The sequence below is a fragment of the Nocardiopsis sp. JB363 genome, from assembly GCF_900143625.1.
Taxonomy (GTDB): domain Bacteria; phylum Actinomycetota; class Actinomycetes; order Streptosporangiales; family Streptosporangiaceae; genus Nocardiopsis.
Window position 1 is genome coordinate 1 of the sequence record NZ_FRFF01000101.1, and the last position, 25,591, is coordinate 25,591.

The window sequence follows — 25,591 nt, forward strand, 5'->3', positions numbered from 1 at the left end:
AATTACCTGGAGTGGTGCTGGGACGAACCCGACCGGTGGACCTCGGCCGGGGCCACCGAGCGGCCCACCCGGACGCCCCGGCTTCGGCCCACCCCAAGGACAGGGCGCCCCCTCGGGACCCTGGCCGGGCTCCGGGCCCGCCGCCCAGAGCGGTCCCACACACGGCATGCCGGCCCACGGCGGCGCCTACTCCGGCACCCACAGCGGCCCCTACGGTTCCGGCCCGGTCTCGCAGCCCCTCGGAACGGCCGCGGAACCGCCCGAGCGCAAGTCCCGTAAACCGCTCCTGTTGGGGATCGCCGCCGGCGCCGTCGTGTTCATGGTGATCGGTGGTGGCGCCACCTACGTGGTGATGGACCGGGTGCTGCCCACCGTGATGGGGACCGAGGAGGTCGACCCGCCCGTCGACGCGGCGGCCCCGCCCACACCCTCCGAGGAACCCCGACCCTCACCGACCTCGGAGGAATCCGCTTCCGCGAGTGCGGAGGAGGACGACACCGCCGACGCGTCGGCCGACCCGTCCGAGGAGGCCCAAGAGGACCTCGAAACCGGAGAGCGGCTGCTCACGCAGATGGAGCCGGTCGACATTGGTGCGGGAATCTGGGAACCGGAGCGTGCCGAGCTCAACGGTGAGGTCCACCATCGGGTGCTGCTGGCGGCGGATTCTTGCAGAAATGCGTGTGAATCCGCTTGGGCCGAGTACAACCTCAGCCGATCCTGGGACACCTTCACCGCGACGCTCGGCTTGGACGACAACTCGAAGTCCGGTGTGAGTGTCACCTTCAGTGTCCAGAACGACGACGAGGTGGTCTCCACCGAGACGATCACCCTGGGGGAGACTGTCGACATCGAAGTGGATGTGTCCGACACGCTCCGGATGCGTCTGGACGTCGAATTCACCGGATCCGATGTCTCTCCGGTCTGGGTCGAACCGACCCTGTCCACCGACTGAACCGACGACGAACGCCCCCGCACACAGAGCGCGCGGGGGCGTCGCGATCCTCCAAGACCGTTACTCCGCGCGCCAGCCGCCTTGGCGGTCGGCCAGGTTCAGCGCCGTGGTCACCAACGGCACGTGGCTGAAGGCCTGCGGGAAGTTGCCGACCTGGCGGCCTGCCCGCGGGTCCCATTCCTCGGCCAGCAGACCCACGTCGTTGCGCAGTGACAGCAGACGCTCGAACAGCTGCTTGGCCTCGTCCTGGCGACCGATGGACAACAGCGCGTTCGCCATCCAAAAGCTGCACGCCAGGAAGGCGCCCTCGTCCCCGGGCAGTTGGTCGGCGGAGGTTTCCAGGTCGGTGCGGTAGCGCAGTACGAAACCGTCCACCATCAGGTCCTTGCGGACCGCGTCGATGGTGCCGATGACACGGGGGTCGTCGTAGGGCAGGAACCCGACCTCGGGGATGAGCAGCAGGGCGGCGTCCAGCTCCTTGCTCCCGTAGTACTGGGTGAAGGTGTTGCGCTGTGGGTCGTAGCCGTACTCGCACACCTCGGCGTGGATGGTGTCGCGCAGTGCCGTCCACCGTTCGATGGGGCCCTCTTTGTTGAACTCCTCGATGCTGCGCACCGCGCGGTCGGCCGCCACCCACGCCATCACCTTGGAGTGCACGAAGTGCTGCCGTGGCCCGCGCACCTCCCACAGGCCCTCGTCGGGTTCGTCCCAGCACCACTCCAGGTAATTGACCAGGGACCTTTGCAAACCCCACAGGTGGGCGCTGCCACGGATCCCGGACCGCCGGGCCAGGTGCAGCACGTCCATGACCTCGCCGTACACGTCGAGCTGGTACTGGCCCACGGCGGCGTTGCCGATCCGGACCGGGCTGGAGCCCTCGTAGCCGGGCAGCCAGTCGGCCTCCCACTCGGTGAGTCGTCGCTCGCCCCGGATGCCGTACATGATCTGCATCAGCTGGGGTTCGCCCGCGACCGCGCGGACCAGCCATTCGCGCCAGGCCTGCGCCTCGTCCTTGTACCCGGAACGGATGAGGGCTTCCAGCGTGATGGTGGCGTCGCGCAGCCAGCAGTACCGGTAGTCCCAGTTGCGCACCCCGCCGATGTCCTCGGGCAGGGAGGAGGTGGGCGCGGCGACGATGCCGCCGGTGGGTTGGTAGGTGAGGGCCTTGAGCGTGATGAGGGAGCGCACCACCGCCTCCCGGTAGGGACCCTCGTACCTGCACTGGCTGACCCACTGTTCCCAGAAACGCTCGGTGCGCGAGAGAGCCTTCTCGGCGTCCAGGTGGTCGGACTCCTCGATCTGGGAGGGGTGCCAGGTCATCACGAAGGGGATCCGCTGACCCTCGTTGACGGTGAAGGTGGCGTCGTGGGTGAAGTTGTGACCCTTGAGGTGGACGGGGCTGCTGAGCCAGACGGCGTCGGGGCCGGCGATGGCGACCAGTTCGGTGCCGGTCCGGTGCACCCAGGGCACGACGTGCCCGTAGTCGAAGCGGATGCGCAGCGTCGTGCTCATCTCCACGGTGCCGCGCACACCCTCCACGAGTCGCACGATGTGCGGGGCGCCGCCGCGTGGCGGCATGAAGTCGATGACCCGCACGGTGCCGGTGTCGGTGTCCCATTCCTGTTCGAGGATGAGGGTGTGGCCCCGGTAGCGGCGACGGTCGGCGTTGGCCGTGCCTCCGGTGGGGCGCAGGTTCCAGCGGCCGTTCTGTTCGTCGCCCAGAAGGGCCGCGAAGCAGGCGGAGGAGTCGAAGTCGGGCAGACACGCCCAGTCGATGGAACCGTCGCGACCGACCAACGCGGCTGTCTGCATGTCGCCGATCATTGCGTAGTCTTCAATCCAGCCCGGCACGCGGCTCACCCCCATCACGTCGTCACGATCACGCGGTAGGCGCGAGTGGTGTCCCCGACCGAACAGGGGGCCTCGCGCCGTAGCGAACCGCTGCGCGCACGTCCGTGTGCGCGCCCCCTCGGGGTTTCGTCGCCCGACCTCTGCGCGGGTCGGGGCGTTGTTCGGACCACTGTTCCCCCGGTCGTCCGTCTGTGTCTTTCCCGGATATGTTCCCAAGTGGAGGCAGCCGAAAAGAACGGTGGGAGAAAGTGCCGAACCCGGCCCTCGCCGTTTACCGCGGTCCCATCTTCCACGCTCCACGGGGCCGTTGCTACCCCGAGGTGCACGTGCATATGCCTGTGCGTGGAAATATGGGATGAAATAGGGAGTTTTTCCGGAGAGAAGTTATGTCGTGGTGATCATGGACGACCGAGGGGCCGGGCGTCGTCAGGCCCGCGCCTGCTCCGGATCACCGTCGCCGTGGGAGGTCGGCTCCGGCATCCGCATCATCGGCAGGAACACCTGGGCGAGCGGTCCGATGGTCACCATGAACACCACGGTGCCCACCCCCACCGTGCCACCCAGCAGGAACCCGGAAAGCGCCACGGTCAGTTCGATGAGGGTGCGGGCCGTGCGGACGGAGAGTCCGCGCGAGGCCAGTCCGGTCATCAGCCCGTCCCGCGGCCCGGGGCCGAGCCCCACCCCGATGTAGCAACCGGTCGCCACCGCGCACACCAGCACGCCCGACACCAGCAGCAGTACGCGCCAGAGCATGAGGTCGGTGCTGGGGAGCAGCCACAGGGACACGTCCACCGAAACGCCGATCACGATCACGTTGCTGAGCGTGCCGATCCCCGCCCGCTGTCGCAGGGGGATCCACAGCAGCATCAGCAACGCGCCGACGATCACGCTCCAGGTGCCGATCGACAGTCCCGTCTGGAGGGACAGGCCCTGGTGCAGTACGTCCCAGGGCGTGGCCCCGAGACCGGAGCGGATGAGCATGGCGCCGCTGAGCCCGTACAGGTACAGGCCCAGGTAGAGCTGGGCCAGGCGGCGCAGACGCGGACGCGGCAGCGCCGGGGTGATCAGGACCCGGGACACCAGGGTGCGGACCGTACTGGACACGGCCTTCCTCTCAGAAAAAGTCATCCTGTCATTGGATGACGAGCCATTGGGGGAGCCACATCGGTATCGTGGACCAAGAAGTGCCAGAAATGAAGAGCCAATCAGGACAAGTGGTCTGATTCAGACCCACCGAGGTGGAGAGCCTCCTTGGCGAAACAGCGCAGTGACCGCCCCGGAACCGGTGGCGGAACCCGCAGGATCAACGGGCGCCTGCTCGCTCGCCTCATCGGCGAGGCGCCCGTGGAACGCCCCTACTACCTGGCCATCGCCCAGGCCGTCAGCCGTCTGGTCCTGGACGGCCGGGTGCCCACCCACACCCGTCTACCGGCCGAACGCGACCTGGCCACGGCCCTCGGGGTGAGTCGCAACACCGTCACCGCCGCCTACGCCTGGCTGCGTGACAACAGTTACCTGGACAGCAGGCAGGGCGCCGGCAGTTGGACGGTCCTGCCCGACTCCGGAACCCATGAGCCCTCCCCGTTCACCCCCGCGGCCGAGCACATCGATCTCGGGGTGGCCGCGCCGCCCGCCGTGGAAGGGCTGCGCGAGGCCTCCTTCCACGCCTCCGAGCAGCTCGCCGCCCACGTCGCCGGCATGGGCTACTACCCCTACGGCCTGCCCGAACTACGCCACGCCATCGCCCGCCGCTACGTCGAGCGCGGGCTGCCCACCACACCCGAACAGATCTTCGTCACCAACGGCGCCCAACAGGGCATCACCCTGGCCATGGATCTACTGGTCCAACAGGGCGACCAGGTGCTGCTGGAGTCGCCCACCTACCCGCACGGGTTGGACGCCGCCCGCCGCAACGGGGCGCGTCTGCGCACCACCGGGGTGACCCCGCAGGGATGGGACATGGAATACCTGGTGGACGCCTTCCGCCAATGGAAACCGGCCGTGGCGTACACGGTCGCCGACTTCCACAACCCCACCGGCGCTCTCATGGACGACGACGAACGGCACGTCCTGGTCCGGGAGGCGCGCCGCGCCAACACCCATCTCATCGTCGACGAGTCCGCGGCGGAACTGGCCATCGACTCCGGTGACCTGCCCGCCCCGGTGGCCTCCCACGACACCGACGGGCGAGTGTTGACCGTGGGCTCGGTGGCCAAGCTGTTCTGGGGCGGACTGCGGGTGGGCTGGGTGCGTGCCACCCCGCCGATGGTCACCCGGCTCATGCAGGTGCGCCAACGCTTCGACCTGGCCGGTTCGGTGCACGATCAGCTCACCGCCACCCACCTGCTGGCGGACGTGCTGCGCATCCGCGCCGAGCGCAGCCGGGAGCTGCGTCGCAACCGGGACGCCCTCCTGCGCGCCCTACGCGACCGGCTGCCCGACTGGCGGCCCAGCGTGCCCGGGGGAGGCCTGGTGCTGTGGGTGACACTGCCGCAACCGGTGGCGAGCGCACTGTCCACCACCGCGATCCGGCACGGGGTCCACCCGGCGGCCGGGCCGGTCTTCGGGGCGGACGGGACCCTGGAGCATTACCTGCGGTTGGCCTACACCCGCCCGCCGGAGGTCATGGTCGACGCGGTGGAACGTCTGGCCGCCGCCTACGCCGAGATCCTGGCCCACCCCGCCCAACCGCGCGGTCGCCTGTACGTGTGAGGTCACCGGACCCGCCGTCACTTCCCACACGAACCGCCACGCCCAGTTCCGCCAACGCCCGCCACCCGATCCGGGCGACCTCGTCCTTCGGCACCCCGGCGAGCGTGGCCGCCTTCACCAACCCGATCCCCTCGGCCCGCGCCGCCGTGGCCTCGTCGAGGTCGCCGTAGACCCGGTAGGCCTCGCCCACGGCGGCGCGAGGCAGCAGCAACCACAGGAAACCCAGATCCACCGCCGGGTCACCGCGCGAGATGGACGACCAGTCGATGATGCCGCCGAACCGGCCGCCGTCGGAGATCACGTTGAACGGGTGCAGGTCGGCGTGGATCCAGACCCGCGGGGCGTCGTCGGGTACCGAGAGCGCCCGAGCCCACAACTCCTCCACGGCGCCCGAGTCCAGATTCAGGCCTCGCGCGGCCCCCACCGCGGGCAGGATCCGCAGCATCGTTCGGAGCACGGGATCACGCTCGATGAGCCGGATGCTCTGCTCGACGTCGAACGGGGCGTCGGCGGGCGCGGGCCGATGGATCCGGGCCAGGGCCCGCCCCAGGTCCGGCGCCGCCGACGCGTCCAGGGGGTGTTCCGCCGCGATCCGGCCGGGAAGCCAGGACGTGACGGCCCAACACCAGGGGAACTCCTCGCCCGGAACACCCAGCCGTACGATCCGCTGTGCGGGGAACGTCCATCCTTCGCTCAGCTTCGCCGCCCACCGGACCTCCGCGTCCAAGGAGACGACCGCTTCCCGATGGCGCGGCAGCCGCACCGCCAGGTCCTCGCCGAGGCGGAACACGGCCATGTCGAAACCCTCGACGGGGTCGGCGATCTCGCGATCGGCCAGGTCCGGGTGCTGTTCGCGCAACAGGGCGCGCACGACCTCCCGCGAGGTCACCACCTCCGAGAGCGGTGGTGCGAACGAGGGCATCGGGTGTCCGTACGGTTCACCTGGCCGTCCGGCCCCCGACGCGGATGGTGGGTTGGTCATGCGCTCGGCTCCTCGGCCCCTCGATGCGAGGTCAGTCGGTGAAGCGGTGGGCGAAGCGGATCACCTCGGCCAGGACCTCGCCGCGGTCGGTCTCGTTGAACACCTCGTGGCGGGCGCCGGGGAAGATTCGCGCGGTGAAGTCCTCACCGGCGAGTCCTTCGATCCCCACCCGGGTGTCGGAGATCGGCACCAGCGCGTCCTCGCTGCCGTGCACCCACAGCGTCGGCAGCGAACCCACGGTCCCGGACGCGTTGCCGCGCTCCAGTTCGGTGAGCAGCGCCTCGACGGTGGGGCGCTTGAACGGTCCGTGCCAGACCAGTTCGTCGGCCATGTAGGCCCGTCCCACCTCGGGGTCGCGGGACAGGACGGCCGGGTCGATGGGGTCGTCGGGGATCTCCGTGGCGGCCGCGAGTCGTTCGGCCGCGGTCCATCGCCCGAGGACCGGCCCGGACAGCACCAGCGCCTGGAGCGACTCCGGGTACACCTGGGCGTAGCGGGCGGCGATCATGCCACCCATGGAGTGGCCGATCAGCACCAGGGGGATGGTGCGGTAGGCGGTGCGCGCCTGGGCGACGACTCTGTGGACGTCCTCCACCACCCCGGCGTAGTCGTCGATCAGGACGCGCTCGCCGGAGGACTTCCCATGCCCGCGGTGGTCGGCGCCGTAGACCACCGCGCCGGCCGCGCACAGGTCCTCGGCGACCTGGTGGTAGCGGCCCAGGTGCTCGCCGTACCCGTGCGCCAGGACGGCCAGCCAGGTGGGTTCGCCTTCGGTGGGCGCCCAGGCCCGGGCCGCCAGCTTCGCCGAACCGTCGGGCCCGCCCGCCAGGGCCCACTCGCGTGTGCTGATCACCGTGTCCCGCCTCCTCGTTGTCGTAGGGCTCTGCGACGATCGAACCGTCGTCTTCGGTAGAGCATGGGGCATCGGGCACGGCGATGTCATCACCCACGGTCCTCGTCCGGGCGCCGAAGTCGCCCGCGCGGTCCTCGGGAAACTTTCGGACAACGATTCGCGTTGTTCCTTGGGGTGAAGGTCCACATGGGGCGGGGGATCATGGTGGTCACCGACGAAATACGGCAAAAGGTGTGATCAAGCCTACTCACCGTGAAAGCGGATCTTCTACCCTGACGAGTGGGTATCCCTCGGGTGGGTGCAAAACGGCGTACCGCCTACTCGGCAATTCAGACTGGAGAGGGTGACCGCCTGTGCTGTCCGACTCCTATGGGCGTGTGGCGACCGACCTCAGGGTCTCGCTCACCGACCGCTGCAACCTCAGATGCACCTACTGCATGCCTCCTGAAGGGCTGGAGTGGCTGCCCAAACCGGAACTGCTCACCGACGACGAACTCCTGAGACTCATCCGTATCGGGGTCACCCGACTCGGCATCGACGAGGTCCGTTTCACCGGCGGCGAGCCCCTTCTCCGCCGCGGCCTGCCCGGCATCCTCGCCGGCACCACCGAACTCGACCCCCGTCCGCAGACGGCCCTGACCACCAACGGGATCGGTCTCGCCCGCATGGCCCCCGCGCTCGCGGAGGCCGGGCTGGACCGGGTCAACGTCTCCTTCGACACGCTCGACCCCGTCGTGTTCGAGAAGCTCGCCCGACGCCGCCGTCTGAACGACGTCCTGGAGGGGATGGCCGCCGCCGCGGCGGCCGGCCTCACCCCCGTCAAGGTCAACACCGTGCTCATGCGCGACATCAACGACCACGAAGCCGCCGACCTGCTGCGTTTTTGTATCGAACACGGCTACGAACTGCGCTTCATCGAGCAGATGCCGCTGGACGCCCAACACGGCTGGCGGCGCGACACCATGGTCACGGCCGACGAGATCCTCAAGAAGCTGGAGGCCGAGTTCGACCTGGAGGCGACCGACGCCGACACCCGAGGAAGCGCCCCGGCGGAGCTGTTCCACGTGCGTGGAATGGACTTCCCCGACGGCCGGCCCGCCACCGTCGGCGTCATCGGTTCGGTGACCAGGCCCTTCTGCGGGGCCTGTGACCGAGTGCGGCTGACCGCCGACGGCCAGATCCGCAACTGCCTCTTCGCCCGTGAGGAGTCGGACCTGCGCACGCCCCTGCGCGAGGGCGCCACCGACGACGAGATCGCCGAGCGGTGGAAGGCCGCCGTGGCGAGCAAGCTGCCCGGCCACGGCATCAACGACCCGAGTTTCCTGCAACCGGCCCGCCCGATGTCCGCGATCGGTGGCTGACCCGGCCGAACCCGGGCTCCGCGAAAATGCGGTTGCCCCCGACCTCCCGCTCTGACTTGATGTCCTGGGGACGCGAGACCGCGTCCCCGGGGCCGACACGAAAGGGAGGTGGCCCCATGTCCTACACCGAGGTTCCCGGCGAACGCGTGCCGATCCGCATGTGGGCCGACCCGAACGGGGTCGAGTCCGCCGCCATGGACCAGCTTCGCAACGTCACCCGCATGCCCTGGATCCACGGGCTCGCAGTCATGCCCGACGTCCACTACGGCAAGGGCGCCACGGTCGGTTCCGTCATCGCCATGCGCGACGCCGTCAGCCCCGCCGCGGTCGGCGTCGACATCGGCTGCGGCATGACCGCGGTGCGCACCGGCCTGCGCGCCAAGCGCCTGCCCGATGACCTGCGTCGCCTGCGCTCGGCCCTGGAGGCGACCATCCCGGTCGGTTTCCACTTCCACGACGAACCCGTCGACCCCACCCGGGTCCCGGGCCTGCGCAGCTCCGGATGGGACACCTTCTGGGCCGGCTTCGACGACCTGGCCGAGGCCGTCCACCCCAAAAACGAGCGCGCCCGGCGCCAGATGGGCACCCTGGGCGGCGGCAACCACTTCCTCGAAGTGTGCCTGGACGACGACGAGACCGTGTGGTTGGTCCTGCACTCGGGTTCGCGCAACATCGGCAAGGAACTCGCCGACCACCACATCGGCCAGGCCCAGGCACTGCCGCACAACCAGGACCTGCCCGACCGCGACCTGGCGGTGTTCCTGTCCGACACCCCGGAGATGGACGCCTACCGGCGCGACCTGTTCTGGGCCCAGGACTACGCCCGCCGCAACCGCGACGTCATGATGGGCCTGGCCTGCAAGGTCCTGGCCGAGCAGGTCCGCGGCACCACGTTCGAGCAGTGGATCTCCTGCCACCACAACTACGTGGCCGAGGAGACCTACGACGGGGTCGACGTGCTGGTCACCCGCAAGGGCGCCATCCGCGCCGGTTCGGGCGAATTCGGGATTATTCCGGGCAGCATGGCGACGGGAACCTACATCGTGAAGGGACTGGGCAACCCGGCCTCGTTCAACTCCGCCTCCCACGGAGCGGGCCGCCGGATGAGCCGCAACAAGGCGCGCAAGACCTTCACCGAAGCCGACCTCGCCAAGCAGACCAAGGGCGTGGAGTGCCGCAAGGACCGCGGGGTCGTGGACGAGATCCCCGCCGCCTACAAGAACCTGGAGTCGGTGATCAAGGCCCAGACCGACCTCGTCCAGGTGGTCGCCCACCTGCGCCAGGTCGTCTGCGTCAAGGGCTGAACCGTACGGGCGCCGTCCCCACGGCGCCCGTACGGCATGCTGGGGGCGTGAACAAGCACCTGGACGCGGTGATCCTGGCCGGGGGAGCGGCGACCCGCATGGGCGGGCTCGACAAGCCGGGCCTGACCATCGCCGGATGCACCCTGCTGGAACACGTCGCCGCCACCGTGCGCGCGCACGCCCCCGACGCCGGCGTCACCGTGGTCGGACCCGAACGGGACCTGCCACCGGCCGTCTACGTACGGGAGGACCCGCCGGGGGCCGGCCCGGTGCCCGCCCTGCGCGCCGGTCTGCCGAACGTGCGCGCTCCCTGGTGTGCGCTGCTCGCCGCCGACCTGCCCTACCTGCGCCCCGAGCACCTCGCCGCCCTGGCCCACGCCGCGGACCCCGCGAACGGCGCCGTGTTGGTGGACGCCTCCGGCCGCGAACAGTGGCTCACCGGCCTGTGGCGCACCGACACCCTGCGCGAGGCCCTCGCCACCTACACGCGAAACTCGCTCTTCGGGTTGCTCGGCCCACTGGAACCCGCGCACGTGCCGCTCTCCGGCGCCCCGGACTCCTTCGACGTGGACACCCCTGAGGCCCTCACCCGTGCCCGCGCCGACCTGGAGAACCGTTCCTCAGCAGTGTGCAGGGGTGACATCTGATGCCGCCCCTGGTGCTGCGCGCGTCCCGAACGGTGTTGGATGCGCTGGTCCTCCGCGTTCTCGTTCTCCCAAGGTCGGGGTGCGCGCATCGGGTGCGCGTTCCCAACCGGGGTGGCGGATTTCCTCACCCCCACGAGCGCCCGGCCTGGCCTGGACGGTCCGAGGCCCGTACCCATCACTCCGGTGGGTGCGGGGCGGTGTCGTCCGTCGCCGGATCGGGTGCCCTTGGGCGCGTCTCCCGATCGCGATGCTCGCCGCATCGTGACCGGAGGTCTGACGTTTCTTGCTGGTGGTGGGTTTTTGCCAGTGCTGGGCGCCCCACCTGGAGGTGTAGGCCGCATCCACAGCGATGATCGTGATACCGGTGGCGTGGGCCATCGAGGTCAGCCGGGCACGCAGCTTGGCGGTGGGCATCCCGGAGATGACCTGCCGGAACAGTTTCCTGCGGCCGTGCTTCTCCCGACTCTTGGAGTCGGTGAAGTCCAGATCCTCCACCGCGATCGTTTTCACGCCACAGCTTTGCGCCCAGCGCAACAGCCCCGACAAGGCATGGCGCACCTGGGCGTCACGGTGGGTGGCGCTGCCGGACAACTGGTAGTCGAACCGGCGCGGGTCCCCGATGGGGTTGCCATGGGTGTCCAGACGCCAGGCGGCCAGGTGGTCGGAGTTCATATCGACACCGATCACCCCCTCGGTGAGGGCGGCGCGAGGAGGGATCTGCGATGGCGCCGCGATCTGCCACGAGGCGGTCACATACCAGCGCCCACGATCCACATCCAGGTGCACCCGGTAGGCCACGGCCCGGTTCGCCGCCACCCGCTCGGCCCACTCCCCGCCCCGGTGGGCGAAGGCGGCCGTGCCCGAGAGCCGGTACCGGCCGTGCGGGGCGTTCGCCCACCCGGCCAGCGGCGCCGGGAGTTTGATCGACACCTCACCCTGCGGGGTGAGGCGGATCGTCTCGTTCCCGAACCGCTTCCCCGTTTCCCCATCGGCCTGAAGGAACCAGCGGGCCGCTTGCCACCGCTCACGCCAGGCGGTCTCGGTGAGCTGAGCCGCATCGAGGTGGTGGCGGTGGCGGGACAAACGTTTACCGCCGCGCACCACGGAGACTTTCCCTGCCTCGAAGTCGGCCCGCACCGTGGCGAGCCGGTCTTGAAGGGTGGCCAGGCGCCGGGTCTTGGCGTGCCACTCTCGCTTGCTGCGATATCCGCCCGGCTTCTTCTTGGTGCCCTTGGCGCTGACCGGCAACGACAACCGGTGGCGGATCGTGGTGATCCCGGCTTCCACAGAGCGTAGGTGTGCGACTTGGCCGCGTCGGGCCAACGCCCACTGGTCGTGGGTGGCCTTGGTGATCGACCCCGCCCACCGCGAAGACGACTCCGGCGTCAGGTGGCGCTTACGCGCCGCCCACGACGCACTGTCATGGTTCGACCCGTGGGCGCACCGGGCCTTGAGATCGGCAGCGGCCAGCGACCCCAGGTGTGCGCCGACCAATCGGAGCACCTTCTCATCCTGCACGGTCAGGTGTTTGAGGCGGGTGCGCACGGCCACACCGGTCGGTCCCGGAACCAGATAGGGATCCGCGATCGTCCGCACACCCCGCTGATCGGTTCCTGCCACCCGCTCCTCACCCCCTGACCGTGTTCGATCCCCGTTTTCGAACACCACGCTAGCCACCTCCGGGGGTGGGTGTGGCCCGAACCGGAAAACTCCTCTGCCCGAGTCAGGGCGCGGACCGATCCCGGCCCGGTGGAACCCTCTCGTCGGCAAAGTGGTTCGGGGTGTCCACTCATGAACGTTCACGCACACCCATGTCACCGCGCACATCAACAGACGGAAACCCGCGTACGCGCGTGACCGTGAGGAACGCGTCGGTACCTTCGACGACCCCGTGGCCAGGTCCACCCTGCTGGCACACCCGCCCCTGGACGTACACCCGGATCTGCGCGCCCGGGTGGCCCGGTTCATGGTGTCCCTTCCCGAGAGCGGCGACCCCGCCATCGACGAGCGCGTCGACGTGTGCGCCCGGATCTCGGGTTGGGCGCTGTGGGACGAGGCCCTCGCCGAGAGTCTCGTCGAGAACCTGAAGGACCTGTCCCGGTCCGACCAACGTGTGCTGCGCCTCTTCGAGGGGCTGCTCCGGGAACGCCGTTACCGGGAGCGGCTGCCCGCCGTGGTGGCGGAACTGGCGGACCTGTGCCCGCCCATCGGCCGAGAGGTCCCCGTCCGAGGACCGGAGACGGACCGTAGCCCCTCCCTGCCGCGCAGGGCGGTCGCTACCGCCCGGATACTCGCCGAGCGACTCCGGGGACGCGAAGACCCGCACACCGCCGTACCCGGCCTGGACCACGCCGTGGAACGGCTGGCCGCGCACCCGGGACTGCGCGCCGAGGCGCTGCTGCTACGCCTGGCCGACCTGCCCACCCTGACCTGGAACCGGAACCGGATCCTGTCCGCGGAGGTGTTCGAGACCCGGGTCCGAGCCTGGGCCGACCTGGCCGCCCGTCACCCCGGTGACCGGTCGGCCGCACCGGAGGCGGCGGTCGCGGACCTGACCCCGGGCCGGATCGTCCACGGGGTGGGTCCCCGACACCTCGCCGTGCTGCTGCGTCACCTCCTCGCCCCGGCCCGGCGGGACGACAGCGAGGCGGGCCGTCTGGTCGGTCTGGTCGCCGTCGCGCTCGCCGAGAGGGAGGGCCGACGGCAGGACTGGGCCGATCCGTGGGCGCGGCTCATCGCCGACCTGGGCGCATCACCTCACGAGGACGTCCGGGTGGCGGCTTGGCGGGCCGCGTCGTTGTAACACCCTCGCACCGTGGCCGGCCCCTGACCTGCGGGGCTTGCCATGGCCCGGGGGAGTGGCCCATGATGTCCGCCATGAACATCAGAAAGGGCGGATCACGCCCGGGCCGTTGAGCCCCACCACGCCGACGTTCGGGTCGGCCATCGCACTCCTGCACCACGTGAGCCCCCTCTCCAGGCCCGACCGCATGGCCCGACTGGCCCGGTACGCCCTGGAACACTCGGGTACGCCCCACCTCACCGCGCTCCTGCGCGAGCTCGACGAACACGGGCACGGGCACCTCGCCCTGCACATGGCCACGGCCGCCCGCGACTTCGACCTCATCGCCCATCACCTCGCCGGACCAGACCCGGAACTGCGCCGCGTCGCCCTGCGTGCGGTACGCGCCCTCCCGATCCCCGACGAAGCCGTTCGACCACTGCTCACCGACGCCTCGGCCGGACTCCGCCGAGCTCTGTACCGCACCCTGTCCACCGCTCGACGGGCCACCCTGGCCGACTCCCTGCTCGACCGGGTCCGTGCGGAGTTCGGCGACGCGGACGCGGCGGCGCTGCTGCCGGCCTGTACCTCCGCCACCGTGGCCCGACGGCTGCCCGACCTCGCCCACGCCGTCTCCTCCTGGCGTCGCCTGGCCCGACGTCACCCCGACACCCTGGCCGATCACCTCGCCGAACGGATCACCGACGGGTTCACCTGGTGGGCGCACCGCCGGGCCCTGACCGCGCTGGACGAGACCCGCCCCGGCCGGGTCCTGGACATGCTGGAGGGCTCGGCGCTGCGGAACCGGAACCTGCGGGTGCCACGCGCCCGCCGGTTGGACCGGACCGACACCCTGGACCCCCATCACGGCGCGCCCCTGGGCCCACGGCTGAACCGGGAGCTGTGGCGCGCGATGCGCCGCAACCCCGGGACGGCCCGATGCGTGCTGCGATCACTGCCCCCGGAGCGGGCCGCGGAACACATCGAACGGGCCATCGCACGCTTGGGCGATCGATCCCCCGAGCCCCTGTTCCCGTTCCTGGACCTGCTGCCACCGGCCCGGGCCGAGGGGATCGCCCGGGACGCCCTGCGTCGCTTCGCGATCTTCCAGCGCACCAACAGCCGGTGCCTGGACGCCGACCGGGACCTGGACGCGATCGTCCATCTGCCCTACGCCGAAGCGGCGCCGCTCCTGTCCGAGGCCGCCTCCGCCGGTGACCCGGAGCGAAGGGCACGGGGGCTGGCCCGCCTGCTGGAGGCCACCGCGCGCACCGGTGACCCCGAACTGCTCGCCACCGTCCTGGCTGAGCGGGTCGAACGCCACGGCGCCGACCGTGACCCGGTGCGGCGGGCCCTGCTGCGTTCCCTGGTCACGATGGAACCGACCCTGCTGTCACCGTGCCTGGACGCCTTGGATCGATTGGTCCGGGACACGGTCCGCTCACGCGACACCTCGGCGCCCACCCGTCGGGCGCTGCGCGACCTGGTCGCCCGTCTGCTGCGCCACCCGCGGACCCGCCCCGACCCGGCCGTCCAGGACTGGGGAGTGGAGACCCACGCCCGGCTCGTCGAACGGTTCGGCGCGCGAGGATGGGGGGACCCCGAGCGGGCGCGTCACCATCGTCCGTGGTGGGCACGGAACCCGCGGAGTGTCTGGTGGCTCGGGAATGAATCCACCGGTCACCACCACGGTCCCGAACCGCGCCTGGGCCAGATCCTGCCGCCCGACGCGGAGACGATGCTCCTGGAGCGACTCGCTCCGGGCCTGCGAGCGATCCGACGCCGTGACCCCGAAGCGCTCATCGCCCTGGCCGGTGAGCTCGGCCGTCGGGGTCGGGACCTCGCACCGCACCTGCGGGAGATCGTGCTGGACGACCCCGCCTCCGACACCGCCGCGAGAGCCGCCGCCCGTTACCTGACCGGACCGGACCGGGCCGACCGGGCACTGGAGCTGTTCGAGAGGGATCCGCGCACCGCTCGTGTCCCGCGCGTCTGGGAGACGCTGACCCTGCACCACGGCCCGAACACGCTCGACCGCGCCCTGGACGCCGTGCTCGGCCACCCGGATTCCGAAGAACCCACCGATCGGCCACGGTCCGCCGACGGCTTCCGCTTCGAGGAAGACACCGGGGACGACCGGGTGTGGGTACCGCGCGTGGAGCGGGTCCTGGCACGGGACTGGCCCGAGTCCCTCCGCGCACGTCTCACCGCCCACCTGCGGGCCGCGGTCGTCGACCCCGTATCGACCGTCGAGGAACGGGAGGCCGCGCTGCGTTCGCTGTGCGCGCTCCCCGGCGGCGAGACGCACCTGGCTGCCCACCTGGCCGGTGACGACGTCTTCCTGCGCGAGGCCGCGATGTCGGCGTTGGGCCGCTCCGCCGACCCCGCGGGCACTCTGGAACGGGTCATCGCGCACGCCGATGGTCCGCGGTCCCGAGCCGCCGGGCCGGTCATGTCCCGCTGTGCCCGCTGGACACCGCCCTCCCGCCTGGGGCCGCCGCTGGCACGGGCGCTCGAAGGGCCCGCCAAGGTGACCGTCCGCAAGAGCGCGGCCCGGCTCCTGGCCGCCTACCGGCCCGAGGAGGCCGTGCCCTCCCTGGCCCGGGTGATGCGTCGCGAAGCCGAACACCGCGACGTGACGGCCGCCGTGGCCGCCGCGCTCCTACGGTGCGCGGACGACCCCCGCGCCCTGAACGTCCTGGCCGAACACGCGCCCGCCCTCACCCCGGAGGAGATCCAGGTCGCTTTGCTGGGGGTCGACCCGAACCGGCTGGCCCCCGACGTCCGGGCACCGGCCGCCCGGGTCCTGGACACCCTCCCCGCCCCCGAACGCGGTCATTGGCGGATGGCCGGCTGGTGGGCCCGATGGGACCTGTGGGGAGAGCAGACGATCGACGACGTCGTCGACGCCCTCTGCGACCTCGATCGTCCCTTCACGCGGGCGATGGCCACGTTGCGCCGCCACCTGGACGCGGGGCGCGGTGTGGACCGGATCGCCGGAGCCCTGGGACGCCTCCTGGAGCAGGTTCCGTCGGTGGCACGGGGGATTCCACCGCGCCGGACCGGCCCGGAACGGTGGGAGAGCGCCCACCGGCGCGTCCAGGAACTGGCGGGGCTGATGAACACCCTGCTGGAACGCACCGACGCGGGACACACGGTCGTGGAGGCCCAACGGGACCGGTGCCTGGAGTTGCTCCGGGGCAGAGTCGAGTACCGGAGCGAGACGATCCGACTGCTCCAGGCCGACCTGAAACGGCGACTACGGGAACAGGACGACCCGTCCGCCGCGACCGTGGTCGACCACCTGTCCGACGTCGCCGGGTTGCTCGCCCTCGGAGGGGTCGCCGGTCCTCCGTACATGGATCCCTACGTCGACGGGATCTTTCCCCGGTACGGGGATGGCACGTTGCCGAACGAGACGCGGGTCGCGGTGGTGCGCGGTCTCCTGGCCGTGGCCGCCACCGACCCGGGGGAACACGGACGGATCATGGGAGCCCTGGCGTTGGTGATGGTCGAGCGCTGTGGTGGGGACACGGGTTGGGCGGATCCCTGGCCGGAATTGCTCACGGCGGTCGGGGCGGTCGGTCACGAGGACCTGCTGCTGCACGCTTGGCACCTGGCCATGGGCTGAGGGCGGGGCGTGTCAGCCCTCGAACTCGTCCATGGGGACGGTCTCGCGCAGGAAGCCGCGCATGTTCAGGAAGTTCGCCAGGTAGTCGCGGTGCTCGTCGCAGGCCACCCACACCTTGCGGCGGTCGGGGGTGTGCAACTTGGGGTTGTTCCACACCAGGGCCCAGTCGGCGGGGGCACGGCAGTCCCTCCGAGAGCAGTGTGCGTCCTTCGTGGTGTCACCCAATGCCGAAACCCCAGGAGTTCAAGTGGAACCGATGGTCAAGCCACGACCAGGGGCGGGTATGCGCCGACCGGAAGCGGACAAAAAGCAACGCCGGGTGGTTACGGGGGCAAACCACCCGGCGTTGCACACGATGTTCCAACGGGGGCTCGGAACATCGTCCCGCGCTCCGACGGGGGACCGAAGCGCTAGAACCCAATGTACACCGCCGCCCCCCGGGGTACGTCAAGAGTCAGTTACGACGTTGTCTCGGGAGAGTCCCGTCGCCATAGGGTCTTCAGTCCCAGGTCAGGACTAATCTGACACTCCACTCCCCACTCGCGTCCCCGTGTCACCCCGAGTGCACCCCGGTCACCGAGGTCAATTCCGCCCCATCCGGGACCATGGACCCCGGAAAGAGTCGACAAAGGTCGTGGATCGTCGGTTTCGGAAAGGGACCCCGGGCGTAGCGGTCATCTCGGGCGGCCACGTGTGATCGGAGGGGATCGGGGGGACGCAGGGAACGGGGGCCGCGTCCGCGCCGCCCCCGCAACCGACTACGCAGGGGGTCACCCAATGACCGACCACACCTACCGCGTCACCGAGATCGTCGGCACCTCACCGGACGGTATCGACCAGGCCATCCGCAATGGTGTCCAACGGGCCTCGGCGACGCTGCGCGGGCTCGACTGGTTCGAGGTCACCCAGGTACGCGGGCACATCGAGGAAGGTCAGGTCGCCCACTTCCAGGTGGGCCTCAAACTCGGTTTCCGGTTGGAGGAGTGAGAGCGGGTCCCGCCCCGACGGGAACCGACGACGGGAAGGGCCCGAAGCGATCGGTTCGGGCCCTTCCCCCGGGTGCTCCGCCGCTCCCTGGTGAGGGTCAGGCCTCGGAGGGATCGGGGCCGCGCAGCACGTCCACGTGCACGTGGTCCAGGTGACGCAGGATCTCGTTGTCGGGATCGGCCTCGTAGTGGCGCCACCCCAGCGACGGGTAGCGGGTGCTCCAGATCTTGTCGTCGAAGATGATCACGTCGACCTGGAATTCGGGGGCGTGCGCGATGAGCCAGTGCGCCATCAGCCACCCCTCGCGGCGGTTGTCCTCGTTGACCGGCCGGTAGAAGATGTCGAGCGCGCGGCCCTCGTAGTGGGCCGACCCCTCGCCGTGCCCGGAGTCGTAGCCGCCGGCCACGTACCCGCCGATGCTGGTGTCGGAGAAGTGCTCCTCCACACCCGCCTTGAGGGTCTCGGTGCGCGGGGTCATGCCGGAGGGGCGTTCTTCCTCGAACTCGACCTCCTCGCCACCGTAACGGCAGGTCAGTGAGGGTCCGGCGTCATCCTCCGGCCCCTCGACGAGCACCCGCATCACCTCGTCCGGGATGTCCTCCACATCGGGCTGTTCGACGGGGGCGTCGTCGCCCTGGGCGATCACCGCCGCCGCGGTGGTGGCCCGCTGCGCCTGGTCGCGGTCGAGCCGGACCTGGTCCTCGCCGTTCCAGACGGAACAGTCCGGCCCCCACGGTGTGGAGACGGGGAAGACGTCCTCCTGGTTCTTCACCACCCACCAAGCGCCCAGGGCGGCGATCACGGCCATCGCGGCCAGGATCGCCGTCGACAGGATGACCCCGTGCCAGCGGCGTCCGGGTGCGGCGGCTCTGTGCGTCATGGACTCTGCCCCTCCACGCCGAGGGCGGGCGACCGGGCAGTCGCCTTCTCGTCCCTGGCGCACGTGTCTCGCGGCCTCGAAGAAGAGGCACTTCGTTTATTGGACACGGCAGACTTTCCAGTCATTCCCGAATGTGGCCGGGATCAAAGTCGGGACCTCGTGGTCGAAACCCCGCGGGAAGGGCCGCCGATCCGGCTCACAGCACCGACCACAGGACGAAGAGCCCACCGAGGACGAGCGTGAGCGCCCAGATCCGGTCCATGGTGACGCCCTTCCAACGTAGGGCGTGCACCCCCAGGAAGTCGTAGGCGATGAGCGCCGCCACCCCCGCGGCGGCGAGCATCGCCAGGGTGTGCACCCCGGTCGCCGCCAATCCGAGCAGGGTGGCGTCCCACAGACTCCAGGTGCCCTCGACCGCCTCCGCCGCCCCGGCCGTCCCGGTCTCGGCCGTCGCCGACCCCGGATCCACCGGCTCGGCACTCTCGGACGCCGACATCGCCCCGTGTCCGCCGTGCCCGCCGTGGTCGCCGCCCTCCACATGGGTGTGCGAGAGCCCGCCCGCCAGCACCGGCATCAGCATCAGGCCCGCGCCGTGCGCCGAGGACATCAGGAACGACCAGGCGGTGAGCTGCCACAGTGGAAGTCGCACCTCGCGCCAGTGGAAGTGCCGCCGGGACAGCAGCATCACCAATCCCACGAGCACGATCACCCCGCCGCCCAGCACGGGGAAGAGCACCGAGGCCGTCACCGAACCCGTCACGGTGATCGCCACCGCGGCCACCGCCACACTGCCCGCGTGGCCCACGGCGATCGCCGGCAACGCGCGCAGTACCTGCGCGCGCCCGCCCTCCTGCAGGCCACGGCCGACCGCGAGCAACCAGCCCATGCCGGGGTGTAGTCCGTGGAAGGCGCCGAGGGCTACGAGGGTCCAGAGCTGCGCGGCGGTCACGGCGCCAGGGTCACACGCGATCGGGGGTCTGGCAACGCTCGGGGCGGGACCGGCCGGGACCGGTCATCGCACCCGAGCGAGGTTTGGCCCGTTCCGTCAGGGGCAGAGGGCGTCGAGGTCGCCGGCCTCCGAACCGACCTGGCGACCCGGGTCGGCCGGGGACTCCTCGTCCAGACCGGTGTAGTCCTGCCACTCGGTCCGCTCGTCCTGCGACTCCTCCTCGGAGGACTCCTCGTCCTCCTCTTCGGAGGCCTCCGCCGAGGGCTCGTCGGGCAGCTCGTCCCCTTCGGCGCTGTTCTCGATGGCCTCCAGGACCAGCTCCTGGATCAGCTCCCAGTCCGGGTTGCCGGTGTTGACCTGGGGCGGTGAGAGCTGGAGGGCGCTCATGGAACCCTCGTCGGTGACCAGGTCGGCCAGTTCGATGAAGGCGGGCACCTTGGACTGGGGGATGTCGGTGCTCAGGGTCCGCTTGGTGGCCCCGGCCAGGCGCCGGTAGCTGGTGAGCACCGTGGACGGTTCCACCTGCTCGGCGACGTACTTGATCAGACAGCCCTGGCGACCCATCCGCCCGTAGTCGTCACTGTTGACCCGGGAGCGGCCGTACCAGAGCGCGTCGTGCCCGTTCAGCTGTTGCCGACCCGGCTCCAGTACGCCGCCGTGCACGCCGTAGGGGATGGGTTCGTCGATGTGCACCTCGATGCCGCCCACCGCGTCGATCAGGTCCCGGAAACCCATCATGTCGACCATGGCGTAGTAGTCCACGTCCAGGTCCAGGTTGTACGCGATCACCTTCTTGAGGGCGTCCGCGGACGGGTCGGGGGCGATGGGGTTGAACGCCAGCTCGTCCGGTTCCTCGGCGACCGTCTGGTAGACGTCGTTGAGCAGCAGGTCGAACCCGTACGGCTCGGGGTAGCGCTCGGCCAGGGCGCTGTCCTCGGGGAAACGGATGTTCTCCAGGTTGCGCGGCATACCCACCAACACGGTGTCACCGGTGTGGGTGTCCACGCTCGCCAGCATCATCGTGTCGGTGCGCGTCCCGTAGCGGTTGTCGCCCGAGTCCGCACCGATCAGCAGCACGTTGACCCGGTCCGCCCCGTACCAGGGATCGGCGGCGTCGTGCGGGGGCAGGTCCTCGCGTTCGGGGGCGCCGAACACCGAGCCCAGCGTCTCGTAGGCGGTGTACCCGGCGTGCAGCGCCCACGCGGAGGGCGCGGCCACGGTCAGACACAGCAGCAGCACGGTGAGAGCGCCGACCACGCGCCGGCCCCGCCCCTTGCCCTCGGGACGGGTGATCACCCACGAGTGCACGATCACGCTCATCCACAGGATCGCGACCACGAACACCGCGCCCATCGCGCCCAGCAACCACATGTCCTGCACGGCCATCCCGGCCAGCACCGTCATGGGGCCGGACTCGTGCGCGCCCAACCGGAGCGCCCACAGCACCAGGGCCGCGATCCCCAGGAGGTAGACGCCCAAGAGCAGGGCGCCCGCCTTCCGTCGCCCCATGCGCAGGTGTGCCGCTCCCGGGAAGGGAACCGACACGGCGGTCCACAGCAGCGCCCCACCCGTACCCGGGCGCCCGCTCCGGCGCGTGGGCGCCTCATCCCGCCGCTCGTCCTCCGCTGCCACCGGCATTCCTCTCACACCAAGGGACGATCGGGTCAGTCCCGTACTGGTCTCGTGCCCACACCACGGTTCGGGGTGGCGGTCACCTTCAGTTGTGCCTCTTCTGGGTTACACGCTCGGGAACGCCTCCACGGTTCCGACACTCGCGCCGAAGTCACCGGGTCGGGATCCCATGATCCCCGTGCGTCCCCGGAGGTCGCACCCGGGCCCGTCCGTTCAGTGTGGCGCTTTGTGGAGGTTGTATGCACTGCGTACCCGTCTCAAGGGATGTTCTATACAAGTCTGTTATGTGGTCGGGAGGAGGCCGATGGGGCATTGGCAACCCCTCCCGGCCGGTCAAAGGGGTGAATCAACCGATTTCTTTGGCGATCAGTAGTTGCGAGGGCTTCACAACTGCGATGATCTGGCCGGAGGAGGGGGCGTCGTTCGGGGGAATGGACGACGACATGGGAACGAAAGGCAGGCATCGTGCTCGATGCGGTTGACGCGGCGCTCATGCGCGCGTTGCAGGGGGACGGCAGAGCGACATTCCAGGCACTGGCCGACGGCGTCGGTCTGTCACGGACCGCGGTGCGCGCTCGTGTACGGCAACTCGTCCAGTCGGGGGCGATCAGGATCGTCGGTGTCTTGCACGCCGGCGTGGTGGGCATGGAGGTCCTCGGCCACGTGTCCTTCCGGATCGGCGGACCGGTCGAACCGGTCCTGGAGGCTCTGGAGGAACGAGAGGCGGTGACCTTCGCGGCACAGACGGCCGGGCGCTTTCCCGCCGTCGCGCAGGTGCGGGTGGCCGACGACGCGGCGCTCACCAAGGAGATGTCGCACCTGCGCTCGCTGTCGGGGGTGGAGAGCGCGGAGGTGTTCCGTGCCAACGCCGTGTACAAGGACGCCCACAGCAGTGTGCGCGAACTCCACGACATAGAACTGGACGCGTTGGACTGGCGGCTGGTCCGCAGACTCCTCAAGGACGGCAGGGCCTCGTACGCGGACCTGGCGCGTCAGGTGGGGTTGTCCCAGGCGGCCGCCCGTTCCCGGGTGGTGCGTCTGCTCGGCTCCGGGGTGGTGCACGTGACCGCCCTGGTCGACCCCACGGCGGTGGGCTCCAACGAGCAGCTCGGTTTCGGGCTGCACTGTCGGGGCGACGCCGACGCGCTGGGCAGCGCCTTGGCGAACATGGCCCGGGTCTCCTTCCTGGCGAGCGGGTTCGGGCGCTACGACGTGGTCGGCAGGCTCACGGCCCCCGATCGCTGCCGTTTGGTGGAGGCGTTGGAGACCATCCGCGCCACCATGGGCGTCGGCCACGTGGAGACCTGGGAGCATCTGCGGGTGCGCAAGGAACGTCGCGGCGGTGAACGACCGGAGGCCTGGACCCCGGACTGAGCCGCCCGCGTCCGGTCCTTCCGGTGACCGTCCCGGTTGGTCATCGCGCGTGGCCATGGCCGAAGATGGGGCCATGGTGACAGGTGGTCCGGCGGTGCCGGAGGGGACAGGGACGCTGCGACTGCGCTCGCACACGTACGCGGGGAACCGGTTCGCGGTGATGGGGGTGATCAACCGGACCCCCGACTCCTTCTACGACCGGGGCGCCACCTACGCCCTGGAAGCCGCGTTGGCCTCCGCCGACCACGCCGTGGCGGCGGGGGTGGACGTCATCGACGTGGGCGGGGTCAAGGCCGGTTACGGCGCGCACGTGGACGAGGCCGAGGAGATCCGGCGCACGGTTTCGTTCGTGCGCGAACTGCGCGGGCGCCACCCCGACGTGGTCATCTCGGTGGACACCTGGCGCGCGGGGGTGGGGCGCGCGTGCGCCGAGGCCGGTGCGGACATGATCAACGACACCTGGGCCGGCGCCGACCCCGACCTGGCGCGGGTGGCCGCCGAGTACGGCACCGGGCTGGTGTGCAGTCACAGTGGTGGCCTGGCCCCGCGCACCGACCCGCACCGCGTCCATTACGACGACGTGGTGGCCGACGTGATCGACGGTGTGTGCGCCTTGGCCGAACGCGCGGTCTCCCTGGGGGTGCGTCCCGACGGGGTGATGATCGACCCCACACACGACTTCGGCAAGAACACCTATCAGTCGTTGGAACTCACCCGGCGGCTGGGCGAGCTCGCCGCGACCGGGTGGCCGGTCCTGGTGGCGGTCTCCAACAAGGACTTCGTGGGGGAGACCCTGGGGGTCGGGCTGACCGAGCGGGGAGAGGGCACGCTCGCCACGTTGGCGGTGTCGGCACGCGAGGGCGCGCGGGTGTTCCGGGTGCACGACGTGGCGGCGGCGCGGGTGGCCCTGGACGCGGTGGCCGCGGTCGGTGCGACGGGGTAGGAGCGGGCGTCCGTTCCGGCCATCCGTGTAACCACCGGTAACATTTTTACGTGTTTCCCTCCCGTATGGCTTGCGTCACGCTTAAGTTACCCGTGAGTATGGAAGAGGCCGGTTCGAGCCGGCCGCACTGGGCGCGGGTGTACTGGAGGCTGACATGGCGCTTGCGAAGACGTTGACGGCTGTGGGAACGGTGGCGCTGGCCCGAAGCGGGGGCCGACCGTTCGGTACCCACCTCTTCTCCGTCTGGCCGGGGGCCGCGTTCGCCGCGACCGCCTTCCCGGTGCGCTGTGCCCCAGGGGACAACCTCGCGTTGCACGTGGCCGTCGCCCAGGCCCCACCCGGCTCCGCGCTGATCGTGGACGTGGCGGGCGAGCCCGAGTACGGCTACGTGGACGAGATCCTCGCCGTGGCCGCCCGCACCCGGGGCGTCGTCGGCATCGTCCTGGACGGCTGCGTGCGCGACGTCGCCGCCATCGCCCACTGCGAACTCCCCGTCTTCGGCGCCGGGGTCTCGGTCCGCGAAGCCGGACACGACGCCGGAGGTTCGGTGGGCCGTCAGATCACCATGGAGGCCACCGGCCCCGTCCCGCTGTCGGTCCGCCGCGGCGACTGGATCGTCGCCGACGACGACGGAGTGGTCTGCCTGCCGCGCGGCCAGGTCAGCGCCATCATCGCCGACACCATGAGCAGCATCTCCCGAGAACGCGAGATCATCGACGCCGTGAGTGCGGGGGAGAGCACCCTGGACCTGCTGGGCCTGGACCCCTCGCGGGTCACCGGTTGGGAGGGGGACACCGGTCGGCCGGCCGACCTCGCCGCCCACCGCAGTCGCTCGCGCGCGCTCAACCCGCGTCGGGACGTGCGCGGTGGCGAGCACCCCGCGATGCGGTCGCGCCGCGGCTCCTGCTCCGCGGTCACCGACGTCTACGGCGGGGACCACTAGTGAGAGGACGAGGGCCCCGGGACGACACGACTCGCGTGTTCGGTCCCGGGGCCCTCGTGTGCGTCGATCGGTGGCGGCGTCAGTCCTCGGTGAGGGACAGCAGCTCGTCGATGTAACAGGTGGCCTCGCGGGCCGCCCGTATCGGGTCCGCGTCGCGCACCGCCTCGGTCAGCTTGCTGTGGTCGATCCCCTCGGTGGCGGAGGAGGGCTGCTCTGCCGCCTCGTCGCTCTGCTCATAGGCGGTGTGCGCGATGCTCGCGTAGACCACCTGGGCGATGTCGTCGTACAGGTCGATGAGCAACGTGTTGTGGGTGGCGTTGACCACCGCCCGGTGGAAGGTGAAATCCGCCTCCACGAACGCGCCCATGTCGCGGGCCCGCCACGCCTCCTCGCGCAGGGCCATGGACCGGTCGATGTCGGCCATGTCCTCTTCGCTGTGGCGCAGCGCCGCCAGCCGCGCGGCCTCGACCTCCAGGGCGCGCCGAACCTCCAGGTTCTCCCGCAGCCGGGAGCGCTCCAGGCGCCTGCGCAGAGCGCCACCGAGCTCGCTGGAGGCGCGCACGAAGGTGCCCGCGCCCTGACGGATCTCCAACAGGCCCGCGTGGGCCAGCGCCCGGACGGCCTCGCGGACGGTGTTGCGACCGACTTCGAGCTGCTCGGACAGCTCGGATTCGGTGGGGATGCGGTCGCCCACACCCCATTCACCGGAGTCGATCTGGGCTCGTAGCTGACTGATGACCTGGTCGACCAGGCCGGTCCGGCGTGTAGAGGCGAGGGGCACGCGTATACCTCCTAGGGGCGGGTCGCC

Annotated in this window: 21 protein-coding genes; 11 read left to right on the forward strand and 10 right to left on the reverse strand. The window is 70.5% G+C overall.

Annotated features, from left to right (window positions below):
* Positions 1–166: 166 nt before the first annotated feature.
* Positions 167–952 carry an NPCBM/NEW2 domain-containing protein gene (locus tag BQ8420_RS14745; RefSeq protein ID WP_087099455.1) on the forward strand — a complete coding sequence of 262 codons (786 nt, stop codon included), beginning with the start codon at positions 167–169 and terminating at the stop codon, positions 950–952.
* 60 nt (positions 953–1,012) lie between these two features.
* On the opposite strand, the gene BQ8420_RS14750 is transcribed toward BQ8420_RS14745, so the two are convergent.
* Together BQ8420_RS14750 and BQ8420_RS14755 are read right to left on the reverse strand one after the other, a co-directional pair.
* Positions 1,013–2,818 (reverse strand): glycoside hydrolase family 15 protein, encoded by a 1,806-nt coding sequence (locus tag BQ8420_RS14750; RefSeq protein WP_235006224.1) that lies wholly within the window; start codon positions 2,816–2,818, stop codon positions 1,013–1,015.
* Between the two features lie 411 nt (positions 2,819–3,229).
* Positions 3,230–3,907 carry a YitT family protein gene (locus BQ8420_RS14755; protein WP_235006221.1) on the reverse strand — a complete coding sequence of 226 codons (678 nt, stop codon included), beginning with the start codon at positions 3,905–3,907 and terminating at the stop codon, positions 3,230–3,232.
* Positions 3,908–4,054: 147 nt separating this feature from the next.
* On the opposite strand from BQ8420_RS14755, the gene BQ8420_RS14760 reads away from it, so the two are divergent.
* Entirely contained in the window at positions 4,055–5,515 is a 1,461-nt protein-coding gene (locus BQ8420_RS14760) for a PLP-dependent aminotransferase family protein (RefSeq protein ID WP_087099461.1), read from the forward strand.
* On the opposite strand, the gene BQ8420_RS14765 is transcribed toward BQ8420_RS14760, so the two are convergent.
* Both BQ8420_RS14765 and BQ8420_RS14770 read right to left on the reverse strand, forming a co-directional pair.
* A complete protein-coding gene (locus tag BQ8420_RS14765; protein ID WP_160049317.1) occupies positions 5,427–6,437 on the reverse strand; it encodes a phosphotransferase in 1,011 nt (336 codons plus the stop codon). The two genes, BQ8420_RS14760 and BQ8420_RS14765, sit on opposite strands and share 89 nt — an antisense overlap.
* Positions 6,438–6,528: 91 nt before the next feature.
* A complete protein-coding gene (locus tag BQ8420_RS14770; RefSeq protein WP_087099465.1) occupies positions 6,529–7,350 on the reverse strand; it encodes an alpha/beta hydrolase in 822 nt (273 codons plus the stop codon).
* Between the two features lie 353 nt (positions 7,351–7,703).
* Between BQ8420_RS14770 and moaA the strand changes: the two genes are divergently transcribed.
* From moaA to BQ8420_RS14785, 3 genes are all read left to right on the forward strand, one after another.
* On the forward strand, positions 7,704–8,711 hold the full coding sequence (moaA, locus tag BQ8420_RS14775) for a GTP 3',8-cyclase MoaA (protein WP_087099468.1): 1,008 nt from the start codon (positions 7,704–7,706) through the stop codon (positions 8,709–8,711).
* Positions 8,712–8,827: 116 nt separating this feature from the next.
* Positions 8,828–10,015: an RtcB family protein gene (locus BQ8420_RS14780; RefSeq protein ID WP_087099470.1), complete on the forward strand. Its 1,188-nt coding sequence runs from the start codon at positions 8,828–8,830 to the stop codon at positions 10,013–10,015.
* 47 nt (positions 10,016–10,062) lie between these two features.
* Entirely contained in the window at positions 10,063–10,662 is a 600-nt protein-coding gene (locus tag BQ8420_RS14785; protein WP_087099472.1) for a molybdenum cofactor guanylyltransferase, read from the forward strand.
* On the opposite strand, the gene BQ8420_RS14790 is transcribed toward BQ8420_RS14785, so the two are convergent.
* Positions 10,636–12,282 (reverse strand): transposase, encoded by a 1,647-nt coding sequence (locus BQ8420_RS14790; protein ID WP_200815944.1) that lies wholly within the window; start codon positions 12,280–12,282, stop codon positions 10,636–10,638. The genes BQ8420_RS14785 and BQ8420_RS14790 overlap by 27 nt on opposite strands.
* A 271-nt stretch (positions 12,283–12,553) precedes the next feature.
* Here BQ8420_RS14790 and BQ8420_RS14795 point away from each other — a divergent pair, with 271 nt between their 5' ends.
* Together BQ8420_RS14795 and BQ8420_RS14800 are read left to right on the forward strand one after the other, a co-directional pair.
* Positions 12,554–13,465, forward strand: a complete 912-nt coding sequence (locus BQ8420_RS14795; protein WP_087099475.1) for a hypothetical protein — start codon at positions 12,554–12,556, stop codon at positions 13,463–13,465.
* A gap of 109 nt (positions 13,466–13,574) precedes the next feature.
* Complete coding sequence (locus BQ8420_RS14800) at positions 13,575–17,075, forward strand: hypothetical protein (RefSeq protein ID WP_087099477.1); 3,501 nt, start codon at positions 13,575–13,577, stop codon at positions 17,073–17,075.
* A 12-nt stretch (positions 17,076–17,087) separates the two neighbouring features.
* On the opposite strand, the gene BQ8420_RS14805 is transcribed toward BQ8420_RS14800, so the two are convergent.
* Entirely contained in the window at positions 17,088–17,300 is a 213-nt protein-coding gene (locus BQ8420_RS14805; protein WP_087099479.1) for a hypothetical protein, read from the reverse strand.
* Between the two features lie 552 nt (positions 17,301–17,852).
* Here BQ8420_RS14805 and BQ8420_RS14810 point away from each other — a divergent pair.
* Positions 17,853–18,062, forward strand: a complete 210-nt coding sequence (locus BQ8420_RS14810; RefSeq protein WP_087099480.1) for a dodecin — start codon at positions 17,853–17,855, stop codon at positions 18,060–18,062.
* Positions 18,063–18,159: 97 nt separating this feature from the next.
* Here BQ8420_RS14810 and BQ8420_RS14815 read toward each other — a convergent pair whose 3' ends face one another.
* From BQ8420_RS14815 to BQ8420_RS14825, 3 genes are all read right to left on the reverse strand, one after another.
* A complete protein-coding gene (locus BQ8420_RS14815) occupies positions 18,160–18,942 on the reverse strand; it encodes a hypothetical protein (protein WP_087099483.1) in 783 nt (260 codons plus the stop codon).
* 196 nt (positions 18,943–19,138) lie between these two features.
* On the reverse strand, positions 19,139–19,891 hold the full coding sequence (locus tag BQ8420_RS14820) for a cell wall anchor protein (RefSeq protein WP_087099485.1): 753 nt from the start codon (positions 19,889–19,891) through the stop codon (positions 19,139–19,141).
* Positions 19,892–19,987: 96 nt separating this feature from the next.
* Positions 19,988–21,523, reverse strand: a complete 1,536-nt coding sequence (locus BQ8420_RS14825; RefSeq protein ID WP_087099487.1) for an LCP family protein — start codon at positions 21,521–21,523, stop codon at positions 19,988–19,990.
* Between the two features lie 465 nt (positions 21,524–21,988).
* Here BQ8420_RS14825 and BQ8420_RS14830 point away from each other — a divergent pair, with 465 nt between their 5' ends.
* The 3 genes from BQ8420_RS14830 (at position 21,989) to BQ8420_RS14840 (ending at position 24,783) form a co-directional block, all read left to right on the forward strand.
* On the forward strand, positions 21,989–22,897 hold the full coding sequence (locus BQ8420_RS14830) for an Lrp/AsnC family transcriptional regulator (RefSeq protein ID WP_087099489.1): 909 nt from the start codon (positions 21,989–21,991) through the stop codon (positions 22,895–22,897).
* A 73-nt stretch (positions 22,898–22,970) separates the two neighbouring features.
* The gene (folP, locus tag BQ8420_RS14835) at positions 22,971–23,840 is read left to right on the forward strand and encodes a dihydropteroate synthase (protein WP_200815945.1); all 870 of its coding nucleotides are present in this window, start codon (positions 22,971–22,973) and stop codon (positions 23,838–23,840) included.
* A gap of 181 nt (positions 23,841–24,021) precedes the next feature.
* On the forward strand, positions 24,022–24,783 hold the full coding sequence (locus BQ8420_RS14840) for an RraA family protein (protein WP_087099493.1): 762 nt from the start codon (positions 24,022–24,024) through the stop codon (positions 24,781–24,783).
* A gap of 79 nt (positions 24,784–24,862) precedes the next feature.
* Here BQ8420_RS14840 and BQ8420_RS14845 read toward each other — a convergent pair whose 3' ends face one another.
* The gene (locus BQ8420_RS14845; RefSeq protein WP_087099495.1) at positions 24,863–25,564 is read right to left on the reverse strand and encodes a FadR/GntR family transcriptional regulator; all 702 of its coding nucleotides are present in this window, start codon (positions 25,562–25,564) and stop codon (positions 24,863–24,865) included.
* Between the last annotated feature and the right edge of the window lie 27 nt (positions 25,565–25,591).

Excerpts from the sequence above, each read along its gene's own strand:
- BQ8420_RS14810 (WP_087099480.1), top strand. The coding sequence starts at position 17,853 with ATGACCGACCACACCTACCGCGTCACCGAGATCGTCGGCACCTCACCG.
- folP (WP_200815945.1), top strand. The coding sequence starts at position 22,971 with ATGGTGACAGGTGGTCCGGCGGTGCCGGAGGGGACAGGGACGCTGCGA.
- BQ8420_RS14745 (WP_087099455.1), top strand. The coding sequence starts at position 167 with ATGCCGGCCCACGGCGGCGCCTACTCCGGCACCCACAGCGGCCCCTAC.
- BQ8420_RS14815 (WP_087099483.1), bottom strand. The coding sequence starts at position 18,942 with ATGACGCACAGAGCCGCCGCACCCGGACGCCGCTGGCACGGGGTCATC.
- BQ8420_RS14780 (WP_087099470.1), top strand. The coding sequence starts at position 8,828 with ATGTCCTACACCGAGGTTCCCGGCGAACGCGTGCCGATCCGCATGTGG.
- BQ8420_RS14765 (WP_160049317.1), bottom strand. The coding sequence starts at position 6,437 with ATGCCCTCGTTCGCACCACCGCTCTCGGAGGTGGTGACCTCGCGGGAG.
- BQ8420_RS14750 (WP_235006224.1), bottom strand. The coding sequence starts at position 2,818 with ATGGGGGTGAGCCGCGTGCCGGGCTGGATTGAAGACTACGCAATGATC.